Origin of the sequence: Luteibacter sp. 9135 (genome assembly GCF_000745005.1) — a bacterium.
Classification (GTDB): domain Bacteria; phylum Pseudomonadota; class Gammaproteobacteria; order Xanthomonadales; family Rhodanobacteraceae; genus Luteibacter.
In genome coordinates this window covers 278,897-300,199 of record NZ_JQNB01000001.1, presented here as the reverse complement: position 1 = coordinate 300,199, position 21,303 = coordinate 278,897, and the positions used below count along the sequence as shown (strand labels likewise).

Here is a 21,303-nt window from a genome sequence, read left to right as displayed (position 1 = left end):
GCAGCCTTTTTTTGTTCCCGGTGCCACCAGCGTCCTACCGGACGGGTTTGGCCAGGCGCATCAGGTCGGTGTCGAAACCGTGCTTGACGTACATCTCGCGCGCCCGCTCGTTGCCGGGGAACACGGCCAGGGTGACGAACTGGCAGCGGTGCTCCTTGGCCCAGGCATAGGCGTGGTCGAGCAGGAATGTGCCGACGCCGTCGCCTTCGTGTGCCTTGGCTACCGCGATATCGGAGATGTGGCAGTTGTCGCGGTGGGTGAAGAAGTCCTTCGTCTTCTGCAGGTGGACGAAGCCGACCGGCTCGCCGTCCTGGTTCTCGGCGACGAAGATGTAGCTGTTGGACGGTTGCTCGTCGAGGTGCCTGACCAGGTCGGATTCGATGCCCTTGAGGCAATCCGTCTTGGTGCGGCCGTTGGGCAGCGGGAAGTCGACGAAGCGATGGAGCAGGCCAAGGATGAACTCGTCATCGTCGCTTTCGGCGAGACGGATCAGGAACGGGGAAGCGCTCATCGTGTCGGGCACCGTTGCGGTGGGGAGACTGACCGGTAGCCTTTTCTACACCTTCGGGGGTGTGGGGAAAAGCCCCTTTGGCGGTGCGGCGAGGGGCCCGCTGCCGCGGGATCGCCGGCATCGCCGGCTCCTGCAAGAGCTGGCGATGCCGTGTGGGCGGCTCGATGTTCAGAGCAATTCCGGCAGGGTGGCTACGCCGGCGTCGATCGCCGCCTTGTGCATGTGGATGCGCGGGAGGATGCGGCTGAAGTAGAAGCCGGCGGTATCGCGCTTGGCCTGCTTGCCGTCCGCGGACAGCCGCGAGCCCTCGGCGGCCTGCACGCTGCGGGCCCAGCAGTAGGCCAGGGTGACGTAGCCGGACAGGTACAGGTAATCGACGGCGGCTGCACCGAGTTCTTCCGGGTTCGCCTGCGCGCTCCTGGCGATGGCCTGGGTGAGATCGCCCCAGGTCTTGGCGGCGATCGCCAGCGGGCCGATGAAGGGCTTCAGCGTGTCGTTGCCCTGGTGGGCCTGGCAGAACGCCGAGATCTCGCCCAGGAAATGCTTCAGTCCGGCGCCCTGCAACTGCATGACCTTGCGGCCCAGCAGGTCCAGCGCCTGGATCTGCGTGGTGCCCTCGTACAGCGTGATGATGCGGGCATCGCGGACGAACTGTTCCATGCCGTGTTCGGCGATATAGCCGTGGCCACCGAAGATCTGCAGGGCTTCCTTGGTGCATTCCTGCGCGGCTTCGGTAAGCAGGCCCTTGGCGATGGGAATGAGGAAGGAAAGCAGTTCGCCTGCCTCCTTACGGGCCTGCGGATCGGGATGGCGTGCTTCGATGTCGCCCTGCAACGCGGCATAGGCGGCGAGCACACGGCCGCCCTCGACGAAGGCACGCTGGGTAAGCAGCATGCGGCGCACGTCCGGATGGACGGTGAGCGGATCGGCCGCTTTTTCCGGCAGCTTCGCGCCCGACAGCGCGCGCATCTGCAGGCGCTCGCGGGCGTAGTGAAGACTGTTCTGCAAGGCGCGCTCGGAAACGGCCAGACCCTGGATACCCACCGCGAGGCGCGCGGCATTCATCATCGTGAACATCGCGACCAAGCCCTTGTGCGCCGGGCCGACCAGCCAGCCCTGGGCATCGTCGAAGTTCATGACGCAGGTGGCCGATCCCTTGATGCCCATCTTGTGCTCGATGGCGCCGGCCGCCACGGCGTTGCGCTCGCAGAGCGCGCCGTCCTTGCCGACCTTGAACTTCGGCACCACGAGCATCGAGATGCCGCGGCTGCCGGCGGGGGCGTCGGGCAGGCGCGCGAGCACCAGGTGCACGATGTTCTCGACGAAATCGTGCTCGCCCGCACTGATGAAGATCTTGGTGCCGGTGACCCGGTAGCTGCCATCGTCGTTGGGTTCGGCGCGCGTCTTCAGCAGGCCGAGATCGGAACCGGCCTGGGGTTCGGTGAGGCACATAGTGCCGGTCCAGCGTCCTTCCACCAGCGGTTTCAGGAAGACCTCCTGCTGCCAGGCGTCGCCATGGTGCTCGAGCGCGTCGGTGGCGCCTTGCGAGAGCAGCGGATAGATGCCCCAGGCCAGGTTGGCCGAGTCGATCATTTCCTTGGTCAGCGCGCCGAGCACGATGGGCAGGCCCTGGCCGCCGAACGTCTCGGCGGCGGTCAGCCCGGCCCAGCCGCCGTCGGCGTACTGCCGATAGGCTTCCTTGAACCCCTTGGGCGTGGTGACCGACGCGGTGGCCTTGTCGTAGTGGCAGCCTTCCTGGTCGCCGCTGGCGTTCAGCGGTGCCAGCACCTGCTCGTTGAAGCGCGCCGCTTCGTCGAGCACGGCGTCGAGCAGGTCGCGCGTGTGCGCTTCGCCGCCGTCCAGGCGGGCCAGCACGGCTTCCGCGCCCAGCACGTCGTAAAGGGTGAAACGCATGTCGTCGAGGGGGGCTTTGTAGAGCGTCATGTCGGGGTCCTGGCGTCGCGGCGCGCGCGGCTGGGTGGGATCAGGGAGAGCGATAGGTATCGGGGATGCCGGGTACCGGCGAGAGCCAGTTGCGCCCGTGCACCTCGAAGGAGCGGGGCGTCTTTTCCTGCTCCGGCAGCGCGACGATGTGGCCATCGATGGTGTAGGGGAGCGAGCCGGCGCTGCCCTTGGCAGCCAGCTCGGCCAGCGCGCGGCTCATCTCCGGCGTGGGCACGAGGTCCATGCTGGCTACGTCGGCGGCGAACGAGGGGATGTCCTGGTCCACCTTCACATCCATCAGCACGCCGCCCAGGTCACCGACGCGCAGGGTGCCCTGGAAACTCTGGAAGGCCATGCCGCCATAGCTGTTGTTGCGGATGCGCAGGGTCAGGTGCCAGACGCCGCCCGGCTTGGCGGTGACTTCCTGCAGCGTCACCGCCGGCGGGAACACGCTTTTCCTCGCGGGCCCGCAGGCAGCGAGCAGCAGCACGCAGGCGATGGGCATGAGGCGGGCGAGGCAGGTGCGAACGGTCGGGATCATTCCCTGGGTTTCCACGGGCAGCGACGAACAGGGCCCGATGGTAGCGCCGGGCCCCCGGGTGCGCGAGACGTGCGTTTGAAACGCGGTTCCCAAGCGGGGAGGTAGCAGGCATCATCAGCGCTTATCTTCCAAGACACCGATTGCCGCCCATGACCCGACGCATCGCCGCACGACGTTCGCCCATTCACGGAAACGGCGTCTTCGCCACCGCGCCCATCAAGGCCGGCGAAGAGATCGTCGAATACAAGGGTGACATCATCACCCACGCCCAGGCCGACAAGAAATACGGCGATGGCGGTGAAACCGGCCACACCTTCCTGTTCACGCTGAACGAGAAATACATCGTCGACGGTAACAGCAACGGCAATACGGCCCGCTGGATCAACCACGGCTGCGATCCCAACTGCCAGGCCGTGATCGAGGAAGCCGTCGAAGGCAAGCCGTCGAAGAAGGATCGCGTGCTTATCGAGGCGCTTCGCGACATCGCGCCCGGCGAAGAACTCACCTACGACTACGGCATCACGCTGGACATGCCGCACACCGCGCGCCTGAAGAAGATCTGGGCCTGCCTGTGCGGGTCGCCGCAGTGCATCGGCACGATGTTGAAGCCCAAGCGCAAGGCGGCAGCCTGAGTCGTCCGCCACGACCGCTCACGATGCGGCGACACATGCGCGACGCCGTGCTCATGTCGTCGCATCCATCCTCGGACCACACTTATCCGAGGAGACATCCATGGCGAACACATCACTCGACGGCCGGCGTATCGCGGTGCTTGCCACCGACGGTTTCGAACAGTCGGAGCTGACCGAGCCGAAGCGCCTGCTGGAAGAAGCGGGTGCCAAGGTCGATGTCATCGCGCCGGGCGGCGCATCGCAGATCAAGGCCTGGGACAAGAAGGATTGGGGTATCAGCGTGAACGTGGACATCGCGCTCGATAAGGCCGATGCCGCTTCCTACGATGCGCTGGTACTGCCCGGTGGCGTGATCAATCCGGACAACCTGCGTACGGACGACACCGTGCTCGCCTTCGTCAAGGCGGTGGCGTCGTCGGGCAAGCCGGTGGCGGCGATCTGCCATGGCCCATGGACGCTCATCAACGCCGGCCTGGTCGATGGCAAGAAGATCACCTCGTGGCCCTCGCTGAAGCAGGACTTGAGCAACGCCGGCGCCCGTTGGGAAGACAGCGAGGTGGTTACGGACGGTAACCTCATCACCAGCCGCAAGCCGGACGACATTCCCGCGTTCGCCAAGGCCGTGATCGCCTCGCTGGTCGGCTGAGACCGTGTCGTGATCCTGCTCCGCCGGTCGTTGCCGATCGGCGAAGCGCGGGAATCGCGGGCCCCGCCATGACGGGGCCCGCGCTGCGTCGGGGCGCAAGGGGGAATCTTCGCCGTTCCACGTGGTCTGAAAGCCCGGGCATACGCCCTGCTTACCCTTGACGGGCTAAGCTCCGCGACTTTCCACGGCCCGAAGGGACACCCCCGCGCGTGCATGACCCCGGCAAGGCGCCACCGTCGTTCGTCGAGACCCATCGGCTTCCCGCCGACGATGGGGCGTGGCCGGACGGCCTGACGCCGCTCGATCCCGCTATGCTGGCCACGCTGCGTGCGATGCGGCAGCGACGGCCCGTCCCACGCGACCGGTTGAGCGTTACGCTGGCGATAGCCGCTGCGATCCTTCTTCATCTCCTGCTGATCGTCGTGGTCAGCTACGAGATGCAGCCGCGTGTGCAGATCGGTTTTTACGTGCCGCACGGGCCACCCGACGTGCTCGAGGTGCGCTTCATCGACCGTGCCCCGCCGCCCGCGGTCCCCTCGGCGCCCCCGCCGCCACCGGTCACCGAACCACCTCCGAAGGTGCGCTCGGCGGAAGCTACACGCCCCGAACCGCCGCCCCGCAAGAAGAAACCGGACGAGGTCACCCCCGCAGTGACGCCGTCCGACGCGCCCCCGGCGACGGCGGCTCCGGCCAGCGGCGTCTTCGGGGCCGACGGCTCGATCGCCCTGCCCAAGGGTGCGCCGGGTTCGGGCGGTTCCGACTACACGCCGCCACGGCCCACGGACGCGGCGGGTGTCATGTCGCACAAGACCACCGTGACCTACACGCAGACCCGGTTCGAGAAGGACTGGGCGCCGCGCGACGAGAACGTGCTCAGCCAGGGCATGCGCCGGGCGATCGAAAAGACCACGGTGAAGAAAACGGTGGACCTGGGGCACGGCGTGCGGGTGAACTGCTCCACGGTGTTCTTCGTGCTGCCGGTGGGCTGCGGTGGCGAAGACCCGTCGAAGGCGGCGCACAAGGACGGCGACACCCGCCTGAACATGGCCCCGGCCAACCCGTTGGTGAAAGACCTGCCCGGTGCCGTACCCGTCCGCAGCGAGGCGGAGTGCATCGCCGCCTATCGTAAGGACGAGCGCGTGCCCGAAGGGTGCCCGACCGATACGCCGTTGAAAGCGATGGACCAGGAGAACGCCGAGCGGGCACGGCGCACGGGAAACTGAGCCCGCCAGGGCAGGGCGCGATTGTGCGGCGCCGCGGGAGCGGGGACACTAGCGCCCGATGCCGACCCTCCTGCCACCGGACAACGCGCCGGACGCCGATCCTTCACCGCCCCTCGCGCCGCGCGATGCGGCGCTGCACGCGATCGTCTATCGCCAGCATCTGCGTCGCAAGCCCGGCGCCAGCGGGCGGCGCATCGCCGGCTGGGTCGGCACCCTGCTCATCCACCTGGCGTTCCTGTTCGGGATGATCCTGGGATCGGCCTACGATGTGCTGCCGCCGCCCCCGGAGCCCGAGCATCCCGATGCGCTGCAGGTGCGGCTGATCGACAAGCCGCCGCCGCCCGTGCCGCCCGTGCGCGGCACGCCGTCCACGGCACCCGTGGCGAAGGTGAAATACACGACCAGGTGGTCCACCGCGGCCAGTCGCGCCGCGCAGGGCGCGCATGCGTCGGCCGTCGCCGCGGCGCGCACGCCGTCACGTCCCGCGGTGGCTTCGCCCGCCGCGCCCGCGCCGAAGGTGAAGGCTGCGCCGAAGCCGGTCGCGCCGCCTCCCAGCGTCCTCGCCGTGGCCGATCGTCCCGTGGTGCAGCCAAAGGCGCCGCCCCCGCAGCCGGAGCTGGAAAAAGTGCCCGTGCCGACCCAGGCGCCGCCGGACCTTGCGATGGATACACCCCGGCCGGACGTCGTGCCCCCGCGGTTCCAGCCCGAGCCGGTGCGTCGCCCGCAGGCCGAGGGCTCCGCGCCCATGCCGCCACCGGCCTCGCTGTCGATCCCGCCGACCCCGGCGGCGCAGATGGCCGTGACACCCGCGCCACCCACGATCACTGCCGAGCGGACCACGCCCGTACCGACCACGGCGATGACGCTCGCCACGGTGCCGCGCCCGGAGGTGGAGACGAGTGCCGCGCCGCCGACGCCGCAAGAGGCGCCGCTGCCGAAGGTCGCTGTGGAAGCGGCCGTGCCCCGGCCCGACCTGACCGCGGACATGCGACCGGTGCCGACACGGATCTCGGTGCAGAGCGTGCAGGCTCCGCCGGTCGAGGCTGAGGCGGAACTCGCGGCCGTGCCGTTGCCGGACGCCGTGGCCAAACCGTCGGTATCGGCACCGGAGAGCGCGGTGGCGCGCCCGGCCGTACAGGCGCCTGCGGTCGCAGCTGGTGATATCCAGCGTCCGGTGGCCGGTGCGGACACGGCGCCCGCGGCGCCCGGCCAGGCGCCGGGCGACACCGCGGCCGGCCAGTCCACGGCCAAGGCGGCCACGCAGGGCAAACAGGGCAGCAACGCGTCGGCCGAGGCCGTGCAGGGTCAGTCGGCTGGCAAATCGTCGCCCGGCGATGCCGACGTGTCCGGTTCGAACACACCGGGTGCCGCACAGGTCTCGGGTAAGCCGGGCGCGGCGAAAGGCGCGGATGAAGGCACGCGCATCACCGGTGCCGACGGCACGTCGCAGCGCAGCGACGGCGTGGTGGGCGGGCAGGGTGACAAGGCCGGTCCCGTGGGCGCCTACACCGAGCTGAAACCGCGCGGCAACCTGATGCCGCAGAATGGCGCGCGCGTGCACGTCGACTACAAGGCCACCCGCTTCGATAACGACTGGACGCCCAAGGGCGAGAGTTCGGTCGATACCGCGCTTCGCCACGGCGTGGAGGCGACCACGGTGAAGGCCACCGTTTCCCTGCCTCGCGGTATCCGCCTCAACTGCACCGCCGGTCCCGGCAATGCCGGTGCGAAGGGTGCGGGCAGCCCGGGCATGAGCGCGATATCGTTGTTCACGCTGGGCTGCAGCGGTGGCGACGGCCCGCCGAAGCCAGCCAGCCAGGACGCCGTGGCCCGCACGCAGACCATGGCGCCGGCGAAACCGCTGGCCGAGAACCTGCCGCCAGCGAATAGCGCGACAGTGGCGGCAGCGCCCGCGGCGTTCGACAACACAGCGCTTTGCACCACCGCACGTGTCACCGGTGGGCCTCTGCCGCCGGGCTGCGAGGCGTCGATCAAGATCAACGTGCCCGTGGCCTCACCGGCGTCGGGCTCGTGGGTGCCGGCGAGCGATCAGTTCAAGTAAGCGGCCTTCATGGAGCCAGCGGGCGTATCTCCGTGCCCGCGGCCATGTCGTGCAGCGCGCGGCGACGACGGTCCACCAGCGCCGGAAGCAACAGGATCGCCCAGCCGACGAGCGGCGCCCACAGTGCCGCGCGCAGCGACGTCAGCGGGAAGATCAGCACGAGCGCGAGTGGCAACGCCGCGACGGCCAGCCGCACCAGGCCGCGTCGCCAGCCTACTGCGTCGCCCCGCGCATCCGTCACGCGGATACGCCAGGGCCGCATGCCCAGGGTCTGCCCGCCACGCACCCACGACAGCAGGAAATACGCGCCGACGGCCACGCCCTGCAAGGGCTGGTACCACCAGGTCAGCAGGTGTCCGTGCGCATCGAACAGTTGCCCGCCCGTGGCCATCTGCGCGAGCAGCCCCACCACCATGACGATGGCCACGACCGCCAGCGCGTCGTAGACGATCGCCGCGAAACGGCGCCAGGCGGAGGCAGGGGCGGGCGGATTGGGGAGCATGGGTCTACCTGCGTGACGCGATCGGCCGGGCGATCGTAGCGGAAATTCGGAAAGCCGCAGGCTTGCCGGTTAGTTTCGTGGGGTTTCATGGGTTTTGCCGGACATTGACCCCTCCGGCGTGTGCCGCCAATGTCGGCTTCATACCCCTCACTGCACGGAGCATCCCATTATGAGCCTCAAGCTTTCTTCTACGGACGTCGCCCTCAACACCGTACTCGAGGACATCGGCAAGGATGACGTGACATCGCCCGTCGAGATGCAGAGCCTTCGTGACAGTGCCGACGAGCACGTCCTGGAAGCGACAGGACTGTCCATTTTCATTCCCACGACGCCCCTGGGTGCATCCGTCGTGCGTGTGCTGTTCCAGGCCGACGAGTTCGTCGAGAACATGCAGCGCGTGGCCATCGAATCGCGAAATGTCAACCTTCCGCCGGAGCGACGTGAGGCGATGAAGGCGGCGATCGAACACCAGATCGCCTACATCGTCGCTGGGTACCAGTCCAGCGTCCAGAGGCTTTGAGTCGAGGGCGAGGGCATGCGACCATCCGGTCCATGCCCTCGCCGCACCCGCGCGTCCCCACCGCTACCGAACCGGCAGCCCCCGTTCCTCCGCGGGACGACGACGCCCGCCTGATCGATCGCTTCATCGAGCGCATCTGGTCGGAGGACGGCCTGGCCGAGCGTACGCTCGAAGCCTACCGACGCGATCTGCAAGGCCTGGGGCGCTGGCTCGCCACGCGCGGCAAGTCGCTCGCCACGGCGACTCGCGAGGATATCTCGGCCTACCATGGTAGCCAGCCGGTGGCCGTGCGCAGCATGGCGCGGCGGCAGTCCGCGTTCCGCCGGTTCTATGCGCAACGGGCGAGGGACGATGCCACGACCGACGACCCCACCTTGCTCATGCAACGACCGAGGATGCCGCGCGGGTTGCCCAAGGCCCTGGCCGAGCGCGAGATCGAGTCGCTGATCGTCGCGCCGGACCTGTCGACACCGCTGGGCCAGCGTGACCGCGCCATGCTCGAATTGATGTACTCCTCCGGCCTTCGTGTGTCCGAACTGGTCGACTTGCCGCTGGCGGGACTGAACACGCGGCAAGGCGTGTTGCGGGTCACCGGCAAGGGCGACAAGGATCGCCTGGTGCCCGTGGGCGAAGAGGCGTTGCGCCACGTGGAGACGTACCTGCGCGAAGCCCGTCCGGCGCTGGCAAAAGGCCATGGGCAGCCGGCGGCGCTGTTCCTCTCGCGGCGCGGCGGGGCACTCACCCGGCAGATGTTCTGGACGCTGGTGAAACGCTATGCCCTGCAGGTCGGCATCCCGTCGAAGCGTGTGTCCCCCCATGTGCTGCGCCACTCCTTCGCCACCCACCTGCTCAACCACGGCGCCGACCTGCGCGCCCTGCAGATGCTGCTGGGGCACAGCTCGCTCAGCACCACGCAGATCTACACGCTGGTGGCCAAGGAGGGGCTGAAGCGCCTTCACGCCCAGCACCACCCGCGAGGTTGACGACGGCGTCCTGAAGCTTCGCCCGGCAACGGACAGCTAGCGTCACGTATCTGCGGCACTCGACGTGTAGATCGCTGTTTTATTGGAGAAAATGCGATTTCTCCGGAACGTTCTGGTTGTTGTTTCGCGATAGCCCACTGCGTAGTCTGGTTTGAAACGCGTCCGATCGGCGCGCCACCGCAGGACGAGGTGATTTTCGATGAACGTGAAACTTAACGCCGACGACCCAGTACTTGCGTCGCTGATGTCCGGCATGGATGAAGGCGCTGCTGATCCGACCGTGCCCTTAGGTCGCCTTCGCGATGCGGCCGCGCTGCAGTTCGGACAGGCCATGCACGCGGATGTCCACGCCGGAGAGAACGCACTCAGGGATGCGCTGGCGCGCGTGCGTCCGGCCGTCGATTCGCTTGTGGAGAACATGCGACGCGTCGCGACAGAACCTGCCCTTTCGAGGATGTCCGACGTTCAGCGCGCCGACGTGAAGTCGGCCGTCGAACATCAGATCGCTTATGTCATCGGTGGGTACCGGGCAGCATTCCCGCAGACGTGAGGGATAACTCATAAAGGAGCATGTCATGGGCATTAAGCTGGAATCGAACGACCGCATGGTCAGGTCGATCATCCGTACGGTCGACAGGGACGACCTGATGTCGGAGGAAGAGCTTCGCGTCCTCCGGGAGGGGGCGGATATCCGCATGCAGGCCGCGACCGGCATCGACCCGGGTGACGACACGATGAAACTGAGCGTGGCCATTACCCTCTTGCTGGACTCGGCGGACGTGCTTGTCGCGGTGTTCGAACACCTGCGAGATCAGGCGCGGGATGCCGGCGCGTCCGTGGCGTGGATGGACGCCACAAGGCGTGCCCTCGACTATCAGCTCGCGTGTGTGGTGGCTGGCTTCAAGGCGACCATCGAACCGCTTTGAGCCGTCCGTGGATCGTCTCGACGCAGGCGATCCGTCTGTTACCGCGCCCTCCGTCGCCGTCTCACACCCGCGGGACGGTGAGCCGTGCCACAATCCGGGGAACCGAAAGCGGCGGCCGTGTTCAAAGTCGGTCCCGCATCCCCACGGTGACAGATGGAGTCGTACCGATGTTGAAGAAGATCCTCCCCGCGCTGCTGGCTGGCGCGTTCGCCATGACGGCGCACGCGGCCGACGATACCCAGGCCGTGCGTGCCGCCGTCGAATCGCTGGCCCCCGGTATCAAGGTGGATAGCATCGCCGCCGCGCCGATGCCCGGTTTCTACCAGGTGGTGGCCTCCGGGCGCATGGTCTACGTCAGCGCGGACGGCCGGTACATGCTCAACGGCAACCTGATCGACCTGAAGGCCAAGACCGACCTGAGCGCCGCCAGCTGGGCCGCCACGCGCAAGGTGGAACTGGCCAAGGTGCCCGCCTCGCAGCGGCTGGTCTATGCCCCGGCCAACCCCAAGCACACGGTCACGGTGTTCACCGATGTGGATTGCGGTTTCTGCCGCCAGCTTCACGCCCACATCGACGAATTCAACAAGCAGGGCATCGCGGTCGAATACGTGTTCTGGCCGCGCGAGGGCCTGAAGACCACCTCGGGCAATGACACCCCGTCGTATACCAAGGCCGTGTCTGTCTGGTGCAGCGCGGATCGCAAGAACGCCTTCAACCAGGCCATGAGCGGTGCTACGCCCAAGGCCGCCACCTGTGCCAACCCGGTGAAGGACGAATTCGAGCTGGGCGAGCGTCTCGGCGTGAACGGCACGCCCACCATCGTGACCGAGAACGGTGACGTGGTCGGCGGCTACGTCACCCCCGCGCAGTTGCTCCAGGCCCTGCAGGCCCCGGCCGGCACCGTCCGCGGCGGGTGATCCCGCGCGGCCCATGTTGCCGCGCAACATCATGTAGAATGGGCGTTTTCCTTCAGCGCCTATTCTCCCCCGCATGATCGCACTCGACGGGCAGAGCGCCCTCTCACCGTTTCGCCTCGAACGACTGAACGCCCACCTGGATGCCCTGCATCACGGGACGCGGGTGCAGGCCGCCTGGTTCACCTATTTCGTCGACGTCGCCACCCCGCCGGAAGGCGAGGCCCGGGCACGCCTGCTGGCTGTGCTGGAGGCGAAAGCCCATGCGCCCGACGATGCCACGTTCTGGATCGTGCCGCGCCTGGGCACGATCTCGCCGTGGTCCAGCAAGGCCACCGACATCCTGCATGGCGCCGGTTTCGATGTGCGACGCGTGGAGCGCGGCACCGCCTGGCGAATCACCGGCATGCCCGAGGTCGACCACCCGGCCCATGCCGCGGTCATGGCCTCCTTCTGCGATCCCATGGTGCAGTCGCCACTGGCCCACCTGGACGACGCCACCGGCCTGTTCCTGGTCGGCGAGCCGGGTCCGCTGGGCCATGTGGAACTGGGCGACGATGCCAGCGCTGCCCTGTCGGTCGCCAACCGCGAACTCGGCCTCGCCCTGGCGGATGACGAAATCGCCTACCTGGCCGAGCGCTATGCCGAGATGGGTCGCGCCCCGACCGACGCCGAGCTGATGATGTTCGCTCAGGCCAATTCCGAGCATTGCCGGCACAAGGTGTTCAACGCCACCTGGACGCTCGACGGCCAGGCGCAGGACATCTCGCTGTTCGGCATGATCAAGAACACCCACCAGCACTCGCCCGAGCACACGCTGTCGGCCTACCACGACAACGCCGCCGTGATCGCCGGCTATGACGGCCAGCGTCTGTTCGTCGACCCGGCAGACGGCGTGTTCCGCAAGGTGGCCGAAGCGGCGCCGTATGCGATCAAGGTCGAGACGCACAACCATCCCACGGCCATCGCGCCTTGGCCGGGTGCGGCCACCGGTGCCGGCGGCGAAATCCGCGACGAGGGCGCCACCGGTCGCGGCGGCAAGCCCAAGGCCGGTCTTACCGGGTTCTCGGTGTCGCATCTGCGCATCCCCGGGCTGCCCCGGCCGTGGGAAAAGGAACGCCCCCTGCCGCCGCGCATGGCTTCGGCTTTCGAGATCATGCGCGATGGCCCTCTGGGCGCCGCCGCGTTCAACAACGAGTTCGGCCGTCCCGCGCTGGGTGGTTACTTCCGCACCTTCGAGCAGGAAACCGGCGAGAAGGGCGTGCGCCGCGGTTACGACAAGCCGATCATGATCGCCGGTGGCCTGGCCGCCATCCGTCCTGACCACGTGCAGAAGCGTAAGGTGCGCCCCGGTGACAAGGTCATCGTGCTGGGCGGTCCGGCGATGCTGATCGGCCTGGGTGGCGGTGCCGCGTCGTCGGTGTCGTCGGGCACGTCCAGCGCGGAGCTGGACTTCGCCTCCGTGCAGCGCGACAACCCCGAGATGGAACGCCGCTGCCAGCAGGTGATCGACGCCTGCTGGGCGCGTGGCGACCACAACCCCATCGTCAGCATTCACGACGTGGGCGCGGGCGGTGTCTCCAACGCCATCCCCGAGATCCTCAACGACGCCGGCGTCGGCGGCATCATCGACTTGTCGAAGCTGCCTTGCGACGACCCGACCCTCTCGCCCATGCAGGTGTGGAGCAACGAGTCGCAGGAGCGCTACGTGCTGGCCATCGGTGCGGAAGACCTCCCGCTTTTCGAGTCCTTCTGCGCGCGCGAGCGCTGCCCGTACGCGGTGGTCGGCGACGCGACGGAAGAAGCGCGCCTCATCGTCCGCGATACGCGGCGCGACATCACCGTGATCGACCTGGGCATGGATGTCCTGTTCGGCAAGCCGCCGCGCATGCATCGCGATGCCGTGCGCGTGAAGCCGCGCGTCGACCTGGTCGCCGATCTCACCGGCATCGGCATGAACGAGGCGCTGCTGCGCGTGCTTCGCCTGCCCGCCGTCGGCAGCAAGAGCTTCCTCATCACCATCGGCGACCGCACGGTCGGCGGCCTCAATGCCCGCGATCCCATGGTCGGCCCGTGGCAGGTGCCGGTAGCCGATGTCGCCGTCACCATGACCGACTTCGATGGATACGCCGGCGAAGCCATGGCGATGGCCGAGCGTGCGCCGGTGGCGCTGCTGTCCAGCGCCGACGCCGCGCGCATGGCCGTGGGCGAGGCGATCACCAATCTGGCGGCGGCTTCGCTGAAGCTGGACGAAGTGCGCCTGTCCGCCAACTGGATGGCCGCGGTGAACCACCCCGGCGAAGACGCCGCCCTGTTCGACGCGGTGAAGGCCGTCGGCATGGAGCTGTGTCCGTCGCTGGATATCTCGGTGCCGGTCGGCAAGGACTCCCTGTCCATGCAGACGGTGTGGACCGACGAGACCGGCAAGGCGCAGAAGACCGTGTCGCCGGTGTCGCTGGTCATCACCGGCTTCGCCCGCGTGGACGACGTGCGTCGCACGCTCACCCCGCAGCTGAAGACCGACCGTGGCGATACCGAACTCTGGCTGATCGACCTGGGTGCCGGCCGCGATCGCCTCGGCGGATCCGCGCTCACCCAGGTGTTCAACCGCAGCGGCGGCGTGCCGCCCGACCTCGACGACCCGAAGCGCCTGCGCGCCATGTTCGAGCTTGTGCAGGAGGCCAATCGCTCCGGCCTGCTGCTGGCCTATCACGACCGCTCGGACGGCGGCGCCATCGTCACCTTGCTGGAAATGGCCTTCGCCGGTCGCTGCGGCCTGGAGCTGCGCCTGGACGGGTGGGCCGACGCCATGCTGCGCGCGCTGTTCAACGAGGAACTGGGCGCGGTGGTGCAGGTGGCGTCGGCCAATCGCGAGGCCTTCGAGGCCCTGGTGGTGAAGCATGGGCTCACCGGCATGACCCACATGGTCGGCCGCCCGAAGGAAAAACTGGGCATCAAGCTGCATTTGAACGGCGAAACGCCGTTCAAATGGAACTGGACCGAGCTGTTCCGCGCCTGGAACGAAACCAGCTATGCCATGCAGCGCCTGCGCGACAACCCGCACAGCGCCGACCAGGAAAGCGACTGGCGCCTCGACGATGCCGATCCGGGTATCTCGCCGAAGCTGACCTTCGACCCCTCGGTAGACATCGCCGCACCGCTCATCCTGTCCGGCAAGCGGCCCCGCGTGGCCATCCTGCGCGAGCAGGGCGTCAACGGCCAGGTGGAGATGGCGGCGGCGTTCGACCGCGCCGGCTTCGACGCCGTCGACGTGCACATGACCGACCTCGCCAGTGGCCGTCATCACCTCAAGGACTTCGTGGGCCTGGCGGCCTGCGGCGGGTTCTCCTATGGCGACGTCCTGGGTGCGGGTCGCGGCTGGGCCACGTCGATCCTCTACAACGACGCGTTGCGCGAGCAGTTCGCCCGTTTCTTCGAGGACGGCACCCGCTTCGCCCTGGGTGTGTGCAACGGCTGCCAGATGATGTCGCAGTTGAAGGACATCATCCCGGACGCCCGCCACTGGCCGCAGTTCCTGCGCAACCAGTCCGAGCAATACGAGGCGCGCGTGGCCACGCTGGAAATTCTCGACTCGCCCAGCGTCTTCTTCCGCGGCATGGCCGGTTCGCGCATTCCCGTGGCCGTGGCGCATGGCGAAGGCCGGGTCTACTTCCCGAACGTGTGCAGCCCATCGAAGAGCCACGGCGTGGCGCGTTTCGTCGATAACCGTGGCCGGCCGACGGAAAGCTACCCGCTCAACCCGAACGGTTCGCCGGGCGGCCTGGCGGCGTTCACCGCGGCGGACGGGCGCGTCACCATCATGATGCCGCATCCGGAACGCGTGTTCCGCAGCGCGCAGCTGAGCTGGCACCCGGAGCAGTGGGGCGAGGATTCCCCCTGGATGCGGATGTTCCGCAACGCCCGCGTCTGGGTCGGCTGATCCGCCGCACGCCACGGTGACCACGCCCGACCTCACCAGCGTCATCGTCGTCCTCGCGGACAGTGGCCCGTTCACCCGCGAGTGCGTCGAGCACGCACTCGCCAGCGAGGTGCCGGTCGAGGTCATCGTGGTCGACAACGGCTCGGCCGACGGCGTGCCCGAATCACTGGACCGCGCTTACGCACGCGACGAGCGCGTCCGTGTGGTCTACAACCGGGCCAACCTGGGCTTCGGCGCGGCGGTGAACCGCGGCGCGCTGCATGCGCGCGGCGAGCGCCTGCTGGTGTTGAACCCCGACTGCCTGGTGCAGCCCGATACACTGGCGCGCATGATCGCCTATATGGACGTCCATACGGGCATCGTGGGCGCGGTGGTGTGCGACAGCGAAGGGCACCCCGATCCCGCATCGCGGCGACGCGATCCCCTGATGGCACGCGCGCTGCGTACCAAGCTGGGGCGTGGCGGTGACGGCGGCATCGATATCCACGGACCGATGCCACAGGGTGCCGAGGAAGTCGAGATCGTTTCCGGCGCCCTCCTGCTTATCCCGCGCAATGTGTTCGAGCGGGTGGGCGGCTTCGACGAAACCTTCTTCCTCCACTGCGAGGACATGGACCTGTGCCGCCGCGTGCGTGACGGCGGTTACCGTGTGTTGCTGGCCGGCGACGTACGGGTGCTTCACGGCAAGGGGGGGTCCAGCCGCCACCGGCCGGTCTTCGTCAGCCGGCACAAGCACCGCAGCATGTACCTATGGTTCCGGCGCCACGATGCGGCGGCACGCAACCCGCTCGTGCGGCTGATCGTGTGGCTGGGCATCTGGGCGCACTTCCTCGTCAAGATTCCCGGCCAGCTGTTACGCCGGCGCCGGTGAGCGCCGCAAAGGGCAGCGGTGTCGCCACACTGGGCCTGCTCGCCGTCACGGCGATCTGGGGCTCCACTTTCGTGCTCATCAAGGATGTCGTCGGCCGCATGGCGGTGGTCGATTTCCTGGCCGTCCGTTTCGCCATCGCCGCCGTCGTTATGCTTGCGGTGTTCGCCGTGCCGGTGTGGCGGCTGGGCCGTGTCGAGCGCTGGCGTGGCCTCGGGTTGGGCGTGCTCTACGGCTTCGCTCAGTGGTTGCAGACCGAAGGCCTGGCGCTCACGTCGCCCAGCGTCAGCGGTTTCGTCACCGGCATGTATGTCGTCATCACGCCCATCCTCGCCCTGCTGCTGTTCCGCCAGCGCATGCCGGTAAGCACCTGGTTCGCCGCCGTGCTGGCGACGGTGGGGCTCGGCGTGCTGGCGTTGAACGGCTTCACCGTCGACCTGGGCGTGCTACTGACGCTGGCGTCGGCGGCGCTATATGCGCTGCATATCGTAGGGTTGGGCCACTGGTCGAAGCCCGGGAGCGCGTTTGGCATGTCCGCGGTACAGATGGTCGGCATCGCCGCGGTCTGCCTTACCGCCACCGCGCCCCACCACGGTCCGGCGTTGCCGCCCGACGGTAAGGCATGGGTGGCGGTGCTGTACATGGCGCTGATCGCGGGCGCGTTCGCCCTGCTGGTGCAGACCTGGGCACAGTCGCACATGCCCGCCACGCGCGCGGCCATCGTGATGACCACCGAACCGGTGTTCGCGGCGGGGTTTGCCGTGGTGCTGGGGGTGGATGCGCTGACGGTGCGGATGGTGGTCGGTGGCGGGCTGGTACTGGCGGCTATGTACTTGGTCGAGCTGGCGCCACGCTTTCGTCGGCGTCGGCCGGCTGAGGCTTTGCATCATGAGGTGGGGTAGGACTCGCTTTCGGCATCGCGTTTAGCCTTGGGCTCTGGGGCAAGAGCCGGCGGGTAGCCCCCCTCGGTGCCACGCCTGCGGCGACCCGCTAGGGAAAGGCCGCTCCGCGGCCGTGTATTAATTGCCCTGCGGGCCGGGTCGGGCTTCGAACGGGGGTTTCCGATTCGACATCCTGTCTCAGCGGAAACGGCCGGCCGTCCTGGCCGGCCCCGCTACGCGGCATTGTCCGTTCGAAGCCCTCGCCTGCGGCTACCGGCCCCGAGGGGGCTTGTCGTGGTCAAGTATTTCTGGACACCCGATAGGGCGTTATTTTCGGGCCGCCATCATCTCGTAAATGGCTGGCGGCACCTGCCCGTTGGCCGCATGTAGGCGCCGGTAGTTGTAGTACGACGTCAAGAAAACAGTGATGTCGCTTTGGGCTTCATCGCGGTTGCTGTAAGTCGATGTCACCCATTCGGTTTTCAACGTGGCGAAGACGCGCTCGGCAACCGCGTTATCCCAACAGTTGCCGCGCCTGCTCATACTTTGGGTAATCCCCAGGGCCTTGAGGCGTCCGAGAAAGTCAAAACTGTTGTACTGCGCACCTTGATCGGAGTGGAACATGAGATTCCCCGACGGTTTCCTCTCTCTGATTGCCATGTCCAGGGCGGCAACGGCCAGCTGTGCATTCGGCCGGGTTGAAAAGGCCCAGCCCACGATCCGGCGTGCATAAAGATCCACGACAACGGCCAGATAGAGCCAACCCTGTCGGGTAGGCACAAAGGTAATGTCACCGACCCAAACCTGATCGGGCCGGGCGACGTTGAATTGCCGTTCGAGGCGGTTGGGGGCCGGCACAGCCGCCTTGCTCGCCGTCCGGTACACGTGCCGACGCACCCGCTCGGCCCATAGACCGGCCTGCCTCATCAACGTGCGCGCCCGATATCGCCCTGTCGGCATGCCTTGGCGACCCAACTCAGCCGCCATGCGACGGGTGCCGTAACTGCCTCGGCTCTGGCGATGAATCTGCTTGACCCTCGCTACTAGCGCCGGATCGGCAACCGCCGGCTGTACCTCTTCTGCCCGCTTGGCGTAATAGCTGCTACGGGGGTATTCCATCGCCTCGCACAGCCGCGATACCGGGTAGGCCTCCTTCAGCTCGTCGATCACCGCCGTGGGCGATCGCTCTCCCGAACGAAGAAGGCGATGGATTTTTTTAAAAGTTCGCGCTCCTCCTTTAGCTGAAGTACCTGCGACTCAAGCTCGACGATACGCCGCCGATCATCCGCCGCCGTGGGGGCATGAACCCCGGTCGACTTAGCCTCTTCATGTATCGCCAGCCAGCGCCTCAACGCTGTCGGGCCTACATCCATCAGCTGGCATACCTGTCGTACCGTATGCCCCTCGGCCACCACCAGATGCACGGCGTCGTCTCGCTGCGATTGCGATATCTCTTTACGTCCCATAGCTCACCTCCTTCTGCCCGTGAATCCTATCGGACTGTCCAGAAAGATTAGACCACCTCAGCTACCCGCCGGCTCTTCCCGACACCGAGGTGGATTGGTGGGCGAGCGGCGAGTGGTGGGAATCGATTAGCGATCAGGGTGTGGCGTCACCGCTTTGTTGGCTTTTCGCCCACATCGTGGGCTCCTACGCCAGGGGTAGGTAGGTCGCAGGTGCAGGGCAGGTTGTGGCATATCCAACGCCTGATCTGCCGGCTGGGGGTAGGAGCGCACGCACGTGCGCGAACCCTCGACGTACCTAAGGCGACCGATGCCATGCACACCACGCAAGCGAGCGTTCCCAGCAACGAAGCGAAACCCAGCTCTTTCGCTCTCCCACACGCAACCTCAGTGCTGGAAAGAGCCGGCGGGTGCCACCCTCGTGGCCGGTAGCCGCAGGCGTGGCCACGAGGGTGACACCCGCCGGCTCTTGCTCGAAGCCCCTGAGGCCAAGAGGCCCCAAAGCCTCACTTACTTCACCGTAGAGAATTTATAAGTCATGGTGTTCTTGTAAGTCTGGCCTGGATCGAGCCGAGCCGAGCCGAAATCCGGCTGGTTCGGGGTGTCCGGGTAGATCTGCGGTTCCAGCGCAAAGGCGTCGCCCTGGCGATAGATGCCACCCGACTTACCCGACGTGGTGGCGTCAAGAAAGTTGCCGGAATAGAACTGCAGCCCGGGCTGCGCCGACCACAGCGAAAGCACGCGTCCGCTCTTCGGGTCGGTGACGCGTGCCACCTCGCGCGGCTGGGCCGCTTCCTTGCGCGAGATCACCCAGTTGTGGTCGTAACCCTTGCCCAGCACCAGTTGCTGTTCCTTTGCATCGCGTATGTCGCGGCCGATCGGCTTGGCCTTGCGGAAATCGAAGTCCGTGCCGGCCACGTTGCGCACCTCGCCCGTGGGAATGGCCGTGGCATCGGTAGGCAGGTAGGCGTCGCCGGCGATCATCAGCTGCTGGTCCATCACGCTGCCGCGGCCTTCGCCGGCCAGGTTCCAGTAGGTATGGTTGGTGATGTTGACGATGGTCGGCTTGTCGGTGGTGGCGGTGTACTCGATGGTCAGCTGGTTCTTGTCGTCCAGGGTGTACTTGGCGGTGGTGGTGAGCTTGCCGGGATAGCCCTGGTCGCCGTCCGGGCTGACGTAACTGAGCGTAACGCTGGGCGTGGCCCCGGATTCCACCTTGTCCACTGTCCAGATCACCTTGTCGAAGCCCACCTTGCCGCCGTGCAGCGAGTTGGGGCCGTCGTTGACCGGCACCGTGTACTGCTTGCCGTCGAGGGTGAACGTGCCCTTGGCGATGCGGTTGGCGTAGCGGCCCACGGTGTCACCGAAATACTGCGGCTTGGCGAAGGTGCCTTTCAGGTCGGGATAGCCGAGCACCACATCGCCGGGCTTGCCGTTGCGGTCGGGCAGGTCCAGGGCGTACAGCGCGGCACCCAGCGAAAGCACCTTCGCGGTAATACCGTGGCCGTTGGTGAGGGTGACCAGGGTGACGTCCTTGCCATCCGGCGTGCTGCCGAAGGATGCCTTGGACGCCTGGCCGGCCAGCGCGGCCGTGGATGTCGTCGTAAGCAGGATCGCCGAGATCAGCGCGGATAGCGGTTTCATCACAGCTTGACTCCCTTGAGTTGGTGGTGTCCGACATGACCATATTTGTCGGACAAATGACAAGCTGCGCTGCGTCATCCGGTAACGCCGTTACGTCGTTAGGATGGGCCCTCGTCCTGAGGGGGTGGGGTCATGGCAGCAAGAGCAGCGGGTGCGAAGAGCCTGCATGCGCGGGTGATCGAGGAAATCGGCGAGTCCATCGTCGGTGGTGTGCTGCGTCCGGGCGATCCGCTGCCGGGCGAGGCGGTGCTGGCCGAGCAGATGGCGGTCAGTCGTACCGTCCTGCGCGAGGCCTTGAAGGTGCTGGGTTCCAAGGGCCTGATCGAGACCCGGCAGAAGACCGGCATGCGGGTGCGCGACCCGCGCTACTGGAACCACCTGGACGCCGACGTGCTGGGCTGGCGCTGCGCGTCGCTGCCCACCGACGATTTCGTCGAGAAGCTGGTCGAGATGCGCGAGATCATCGAGCCGGCCGCGGTGATGGCGGCGGCGCGTCGTCGTCGGCCCGAGCAACTGGAAGCGATCGCCGCCGCGCTGCGGGGCATGCAGGAAACCGACGACCTGGACGACTGGGCCGCGGCCGACCTGCGTTTCCACGAGGCCGTGCTGGAAGCGACCAACAACGAACTGCTCAGTGCCTTGTTCGCGGTGATCGAAACGGCCCTGGCAACCTTTTTCGTGATGTCGGCCCGCACCGCACCCGACATTGCCTATGCGGTCGGCCAGCACCGGGCGGTGTACGAGGCGATCCGTCGTCGTCGCCCCAACGAGGCGGCCAAAGCGATGCGCACGCTGATCGCGGAATCGCGCACCAACATGCGCAAGAGCCGCCGGCACTGAGCCGGCCGGGCACCCGGTGGACATCGGGGCCCGGCCCCACGGTCGTCCCTCAGCAGCAGCGACCGCCCGTGCCGCGATAACGGGCTTCCTGCCGTTCGCGGAAAAACTGCTTGTACGTGGGCACCTCGCGCTCGGGATGGTGCTCGCGCAGGTGCTTCACGTAGACATCGTAATCGGGCACGCCACAGCAGAGGCGGGCGGTCTGCACCACCCGTTTCCACCATGAGCGCGGCGTGCCGGCGGCGGTCTGGTTCATGGCCATG

The 21,303-nt window shown here is 67.3% G+C and carries 20 protein-coding genes; 13 read left to right on the top strand and 7 right to left on the bottom strand.

Going from position 1 to position 21,303, the window contains the following annotated elements; all coding sequences use genetic code 11:
* Nucleotides 1–34 precede the first annotated feature (34 nt).
* The 3 genes from FA89_RS01380 to FA89_RS01370 all read right to left on the bottom strand — a co-directional run bounded on the left by FA89_RS01380 (nucleotide 35) and on the right by FA89_RS01370 (nucleotide 2,996).
* Nucleotides 35–511 (bottom strand): GNAT family N-acetyltransferase, encoded by a 477-nt coding sequence (locus tag FA89_RS01380; protein ID WP_036137450.1) that lies wholly within the window; start codon nucleotides 509–511, stop codon nucleotides 35–37.
* 168 nt (nucleotides 512–679) lie between these two features.
* Nucleotides 680–2,455, bottom strand: a complete 1,776-nt coding sequence (locus FA89_RS01375) for an acyl-CoA dehydrogenase C-terminal domain-containing protein (RefSeq protein WP_036137449.1) — start codon at nucleotides 2,453–2,455, stop codon at nucleotides 680–682.
* 40 nt (nucleotides 2,456–2,495) lie between these two features.
* Nucleotides 2,496–2,996 carry a hypothetical protein gene (locus FA89_RS01370; protein ID WP_036137448.1) on the bottom strand — a complete coding sequence of 167 codons (501 nt, stop codon included), beginning with the start codon at nucleotides 2,994–2,996 and terminating at the stop codon, nucleotides 2,496–2,498.
* A gap of 149 nt (nucleotides 2,997–3,145) precedes the next feature.
* On the opposite strand from FA89_RS01370, the gene FA89_RS01365 reads away from it, so the two are divergent.
* From FA89_RS01365 to FA89_RS01350, 4 genes are all read left to right on the top strand, one after another.
* Nucleotides 3,146–3,628, top strand: a complete 483-nt coding sequence (locus tag FA89_RS01365) for an SET domain-containing protein (RefSeq protein ID WP_036137445.1) — start codon at nucleotides 3,146–3,148, stop codon at nucleotides 3,626–3,628.
* Between the two features lie 100 nt (nucleotides 3,629–3,728).
* Entirely contained in the window at nucleotides 3,729–4,274 is a 546-nt protein-coding gene (locus FA89_RS01360) for a type 1 glutamine amidotransferase domain-containing protein (protein ID WP_036137441.1), read from the top strand.
* Between the two features lie 209 nt (nucleotides 4,275–4,483).
* Nucleotides 4,484–5,497, top strand: a complete 1,014-nt coding sequence (locus FA89_RS19045; RefSeq protein WP_051938443.1) for a hypothetical protein — start codon at nucleotides 4,484–4,486, stop codon at nucleotides 5,495–5,497.
* A 58-nt stretch (nucleotides 5,498–5,555) separates the two neighbouring features.
* On the top strand, nucleotides 5,556–7,559 hold the full coding sequence (locus tag FA89_RS01350) for a hypothetical protein (protein ID WP_036137439.1): 2,004 nt from the start codon (nucleotides 5,556–5,558) through the stop codon (nucleotides 7,557–7,559).
* 7 nt (nucleotides 7,560–7,566) lie between these two features.
* Here the strand turns inward: FA89_RS01350 and FA89_RS01345 are convergent, their stop codons facing one another.
* Nucleotides 7,567–8,061 (bottom strand): RDD family protein, encoded by a 495-nt coding sequence (locus FA89_RS01345; RefSeq protein WP_036137435.1) that lies wholly within the window; start codon nucleotides 8,059–8,061, stop codon nucleotides 7,567–7,569.
* Nucleotides 8,062–8,230: 169 nt separating this feature from the next.
* On the opposite strand from FA89_RS01345, the gene FA89_RS01340 reads away from it, so the two are divergent.
* From FA89_RS01340 to FA89_RS01305, 8 genes are all read left to right on the top strand, one after another.
* On the top strand, nucleotides 8,231–8,581 hold the full coding sequence (locus FA89_RS01340; protein WP_036137430.1) for a hypothetical protein: 351 nt from the start codon (nucleotides 8,231–8,233) through the stop codon (nucleotides 8,579–8,581).
* Between the two features lie 32 nt (nucleotides 8,582–8,613).
* Complete coding sequence (gene xerD / locus FA89_RS01335) at nucleotides 8,614–9,564, top strand: site-specific tyrosine recombinase XerD (RefSeq protein WP_081916298.1); 951 nt, start codon at nucleotides 8,614–8,616, stop codon at nucleotides 9,562–9,564.
* Nucleotides 9,565–9,763: 199 nt separating this feature from the next.
* Nucleotides 9,764–10,114 carry a hypothetical protein gene (locus FA89_RS01330; protein ID WP_036137427.1) on the top strand — a complete coding sequence of 117 codons (351 nt, stop codon included), beginning with the start codon at nucleotides 9,764–9,766 and terminating at the stop codon, nucleotides 10,112–10,114.
* Nucleotides 10,115–10,139: 25 nt separating this feature from the next.
* Nucleotides 10,140–10,490, top strand: coding sequence for a hypothetical protein (locus FA89_RS01325; RefSeq protein WP_036137425.1), 351 nt, complete (start codon nucleotides 10,140–10,142; stop codon nucleotides 10,488–10,490).
* Nucleotides 10,491–10,657: 167 nt separating this feature from the next.
* Nucleotides 10,658–11,407, top strand: a complete 750-nt coding sequence (locus tag FA89_RS01320) for a DsbC family protein (protein WP_036137422.1) — start codon at nucleotides 10,658–10,660, stop codon at nucleotides 11,405–11,407.
* Nucleotides 11,408–11,480: 73 nt separating this feature from the next.
* Entirely contained in the window at nucleotides 11,481–15,344 is a 3,864-nt protein-coding gene (purL, locus tag FA89_RS01315) for a phosphoribosylformylglycinamidine synthase (protein WP_036137418.1), read from the top strand.
* Between the two features lie 16 nt (nucleotides 15,345–15,360).
* Nucleotides 15,361–16,215 (top strand): glycosyltransferase family 2 protein, encoded by an 855-nt coding sequence (locus tag FA89_RS01310; RefSeq protein ID WP_036137414.1) that lies wholly within the window; start codon nucleotides 15,361–15,363, stop codon nucleotides 16,213–16,215.
* Nucleotides 16,212–17,114 carry a DMT family transporter gene (locus FA89_RS01305; RefSeq protein ID WP_036137412.1) on the top strand — a complete coding sequence of 301 codons (903 nt, stop codon included), beginning with the start codon at nucleotides 16,212–16,214 and terminating at the stop codon, nucleotides 17,112–17,114. The genes FA89_RS01310 and FA89_RS01305 overlap by 4 nt, the downstream gene beginning before the upstream one ends.
* A gap of 306 nt (nucleotides 17,115–17,420) precedes the next feature.
* On the opposite strand, the gene FA89_RS01300 is transcribed toward FA89_RS01305, so the two are convergent.
* Together FA89_RS01300 and FA89_RS01290 are read right to left on the bottom strand one after the other, a co-directional pair.
* Nucleotides 17,421–18,559, bottom strand: a protein-coding gene (locus FA89_RS01300) for an IS3 family transposase (protein ID WP_185754187.1) whose coding sequence is annotated in 2 segments (ribosomal slippage) — nucleotides 17,421–18,313 and nucleotides 18,313–18,559 — 1,140 coding nt in all. Because the reading frame shifts where the segments join, the coding sequence is not laid out codon by codon here.
* Nucleotides 18,560–19,066: 507 nt separating this feature from the next.
* Nucleotides 19,067–20,200: an aldose epimerase family protein gene (locus FA89_RS01290; protein WP_036137399.1), complete on the bottom strand. Its 1,134-nt coding sequence runs from the start codon at nucleotides 20,198–20,200 to the stop codon at nucleotides 19,067–19,069.
* Nucleotides 20,201–20,332: 132 nt separating this feature from the next.
* Here FA89_RS01290 and FA89_RS01285 point away from each other — a divergent pair, with 132 nt between their 5' ends.
* Nucleotides 20,333–21,040, top strand: coding sequence for a FadR/GntR family transcriptional regulator (locus FA89_RS01285; RefSeq protein ID WP_036137397.1), 708 nt, complete (start codon nucleotides 20,333–20,335; stop codon nucleotides 21,038–21,040).
* A 49-nt stretch (nucleotides 21,041–21,089) separates the two neighbouring features.
* Here the strand turns inward: FA89_RS01285 and FA89_RS01280 are convergent, their stop codons facing one another.
* The gene (locus tag FA89_RS01280; protein WP_036137394.1) at nucleotides 21,090–21,296 is read right to left on the bottom strand and encodes a YbdD/YjiX family protein; all 207 of its coding nucleotides are present in this window, start codon (nucleotides 21,294–21,296) and stop codon (nucleotides 21,090–21,092) included.
* Nucleotides 21,297–21,303: the final 7 nt, after the last annotated feature.

Excerpts from the sequence above, each read along its gene's own strand:
- FA89_RS01285 (WP_036137397.1), top strand. The coding sequence starts at position 20,333 with ATGGCAGCAAGAGCAGCGGGTGCGAAGAGCCTGCATGCGCGGGTGATC.
- FA89_RS01370 (WP_036137448.1), bottom strand. The coding sequence starts at position 2,996 with ATGATCCCGACCGTTCGCACCTGCCTCGCCCGCCTCATGCCCATCGCC.
- FA89_RS01320 (WP_036137422.1), top strand. The coding sequence starts at position 10,658 with ATGTTGAAGAAGATCCTCCCCGCGCTGCTGGCTGGCGCGTTCGCCATG.
- xerD (WP_081916298.1), top strand. The coding sequence starts at position 8,614 with ATGCCCTCGCCGCACCCGCGCGTCCCCACCGCTACCGAACCGGCAGCC.
- FA89_RS01350 (WP_036137439.1), top strand. The coding sequence starts at position 5,556 with ATGCCGACCCTCCTGCCACCGGACAACGCGCCGGACGCCGATCCTTCA.
- FA89_RS01325 (WP_036137425.1), top strand. The coding sequence starts at position 10,140 with ATGGGCATTAAGCTGGAATCGAACGACCGCATGGTCAGGTCGATCATC.
- FA89_RS01380 (WP_036137450.1), bottom strand. The coding sequence starts at position 511 with ATGAGCGCTTCCCCGTTCCTGATCCGTCTCGCCGAAAGCGACGATGAC.
- FA89_RS01365 (WP_036137445.1), top strand. The coding sequence starts at position 3,146 with ATGACCCGACGCATCGCCGCACGACGTTCGCCCATTCACGGAAACGGC.
- FA89_RS01280 (WP_036137394.1), bottom strand. The coding sequence starts at position 21,296 with ATGAACCAGACCGCCGCCGGCACGCCGCGCTCATGGTGGAAACGGGTG.
- purL (WP_036137418.1), top strand. The coding sequence starts at position 11,481 with ATGATCGCACTCGACGGGCAGAGCGCCCTCTCACCGTTTCGCCTCGAA.
- FA89_RS01340 (WP_036137430.1), top strand. The coding sequence starts at position 8,231 with ATGAGCCTCAAGCTTTCTTCTACGGACGTCGCCCTCAACACCGTACTC.
- FA89_RS01345 (WP_036137435.1), bottom strand. The coding sequence starts at position 8,061 with ATGCTCCCCAATCCGCCCGCCCCTGCCTCCGCCTGGCGCCGTTTCGCG.
- FA89_RS01375 (WP_036137449.1), bottom strand. The coding sequence starts at position 2,455 with ATGACGCTCTACAAAGCCCCCCTCGACGACATGCGTTTCACCCTTTAC.
- FA89_RS01360 (WP_036137441.1), top strand. The coding sequence starts at position 3,729 with ATGGCGAACACATCACTCGACGGCCGGCGTATCGCGGTGCTTGCCACC.
- FA89_RS01290 (WP_036137399.1), bottom strand. The coding sequence starts at position 20,200 with ATGAAACCGCTATCCGCGCTGATCTCGGCGATCCTGCTTACGACGACA.
- FA89_RS01330 (WP_036137427.1), top strand. The coding sequence starts at position 9,764 with ATGAACGTGAAACTTAACGCCGACGACCCAGTACTTGCGTCGCTGATG.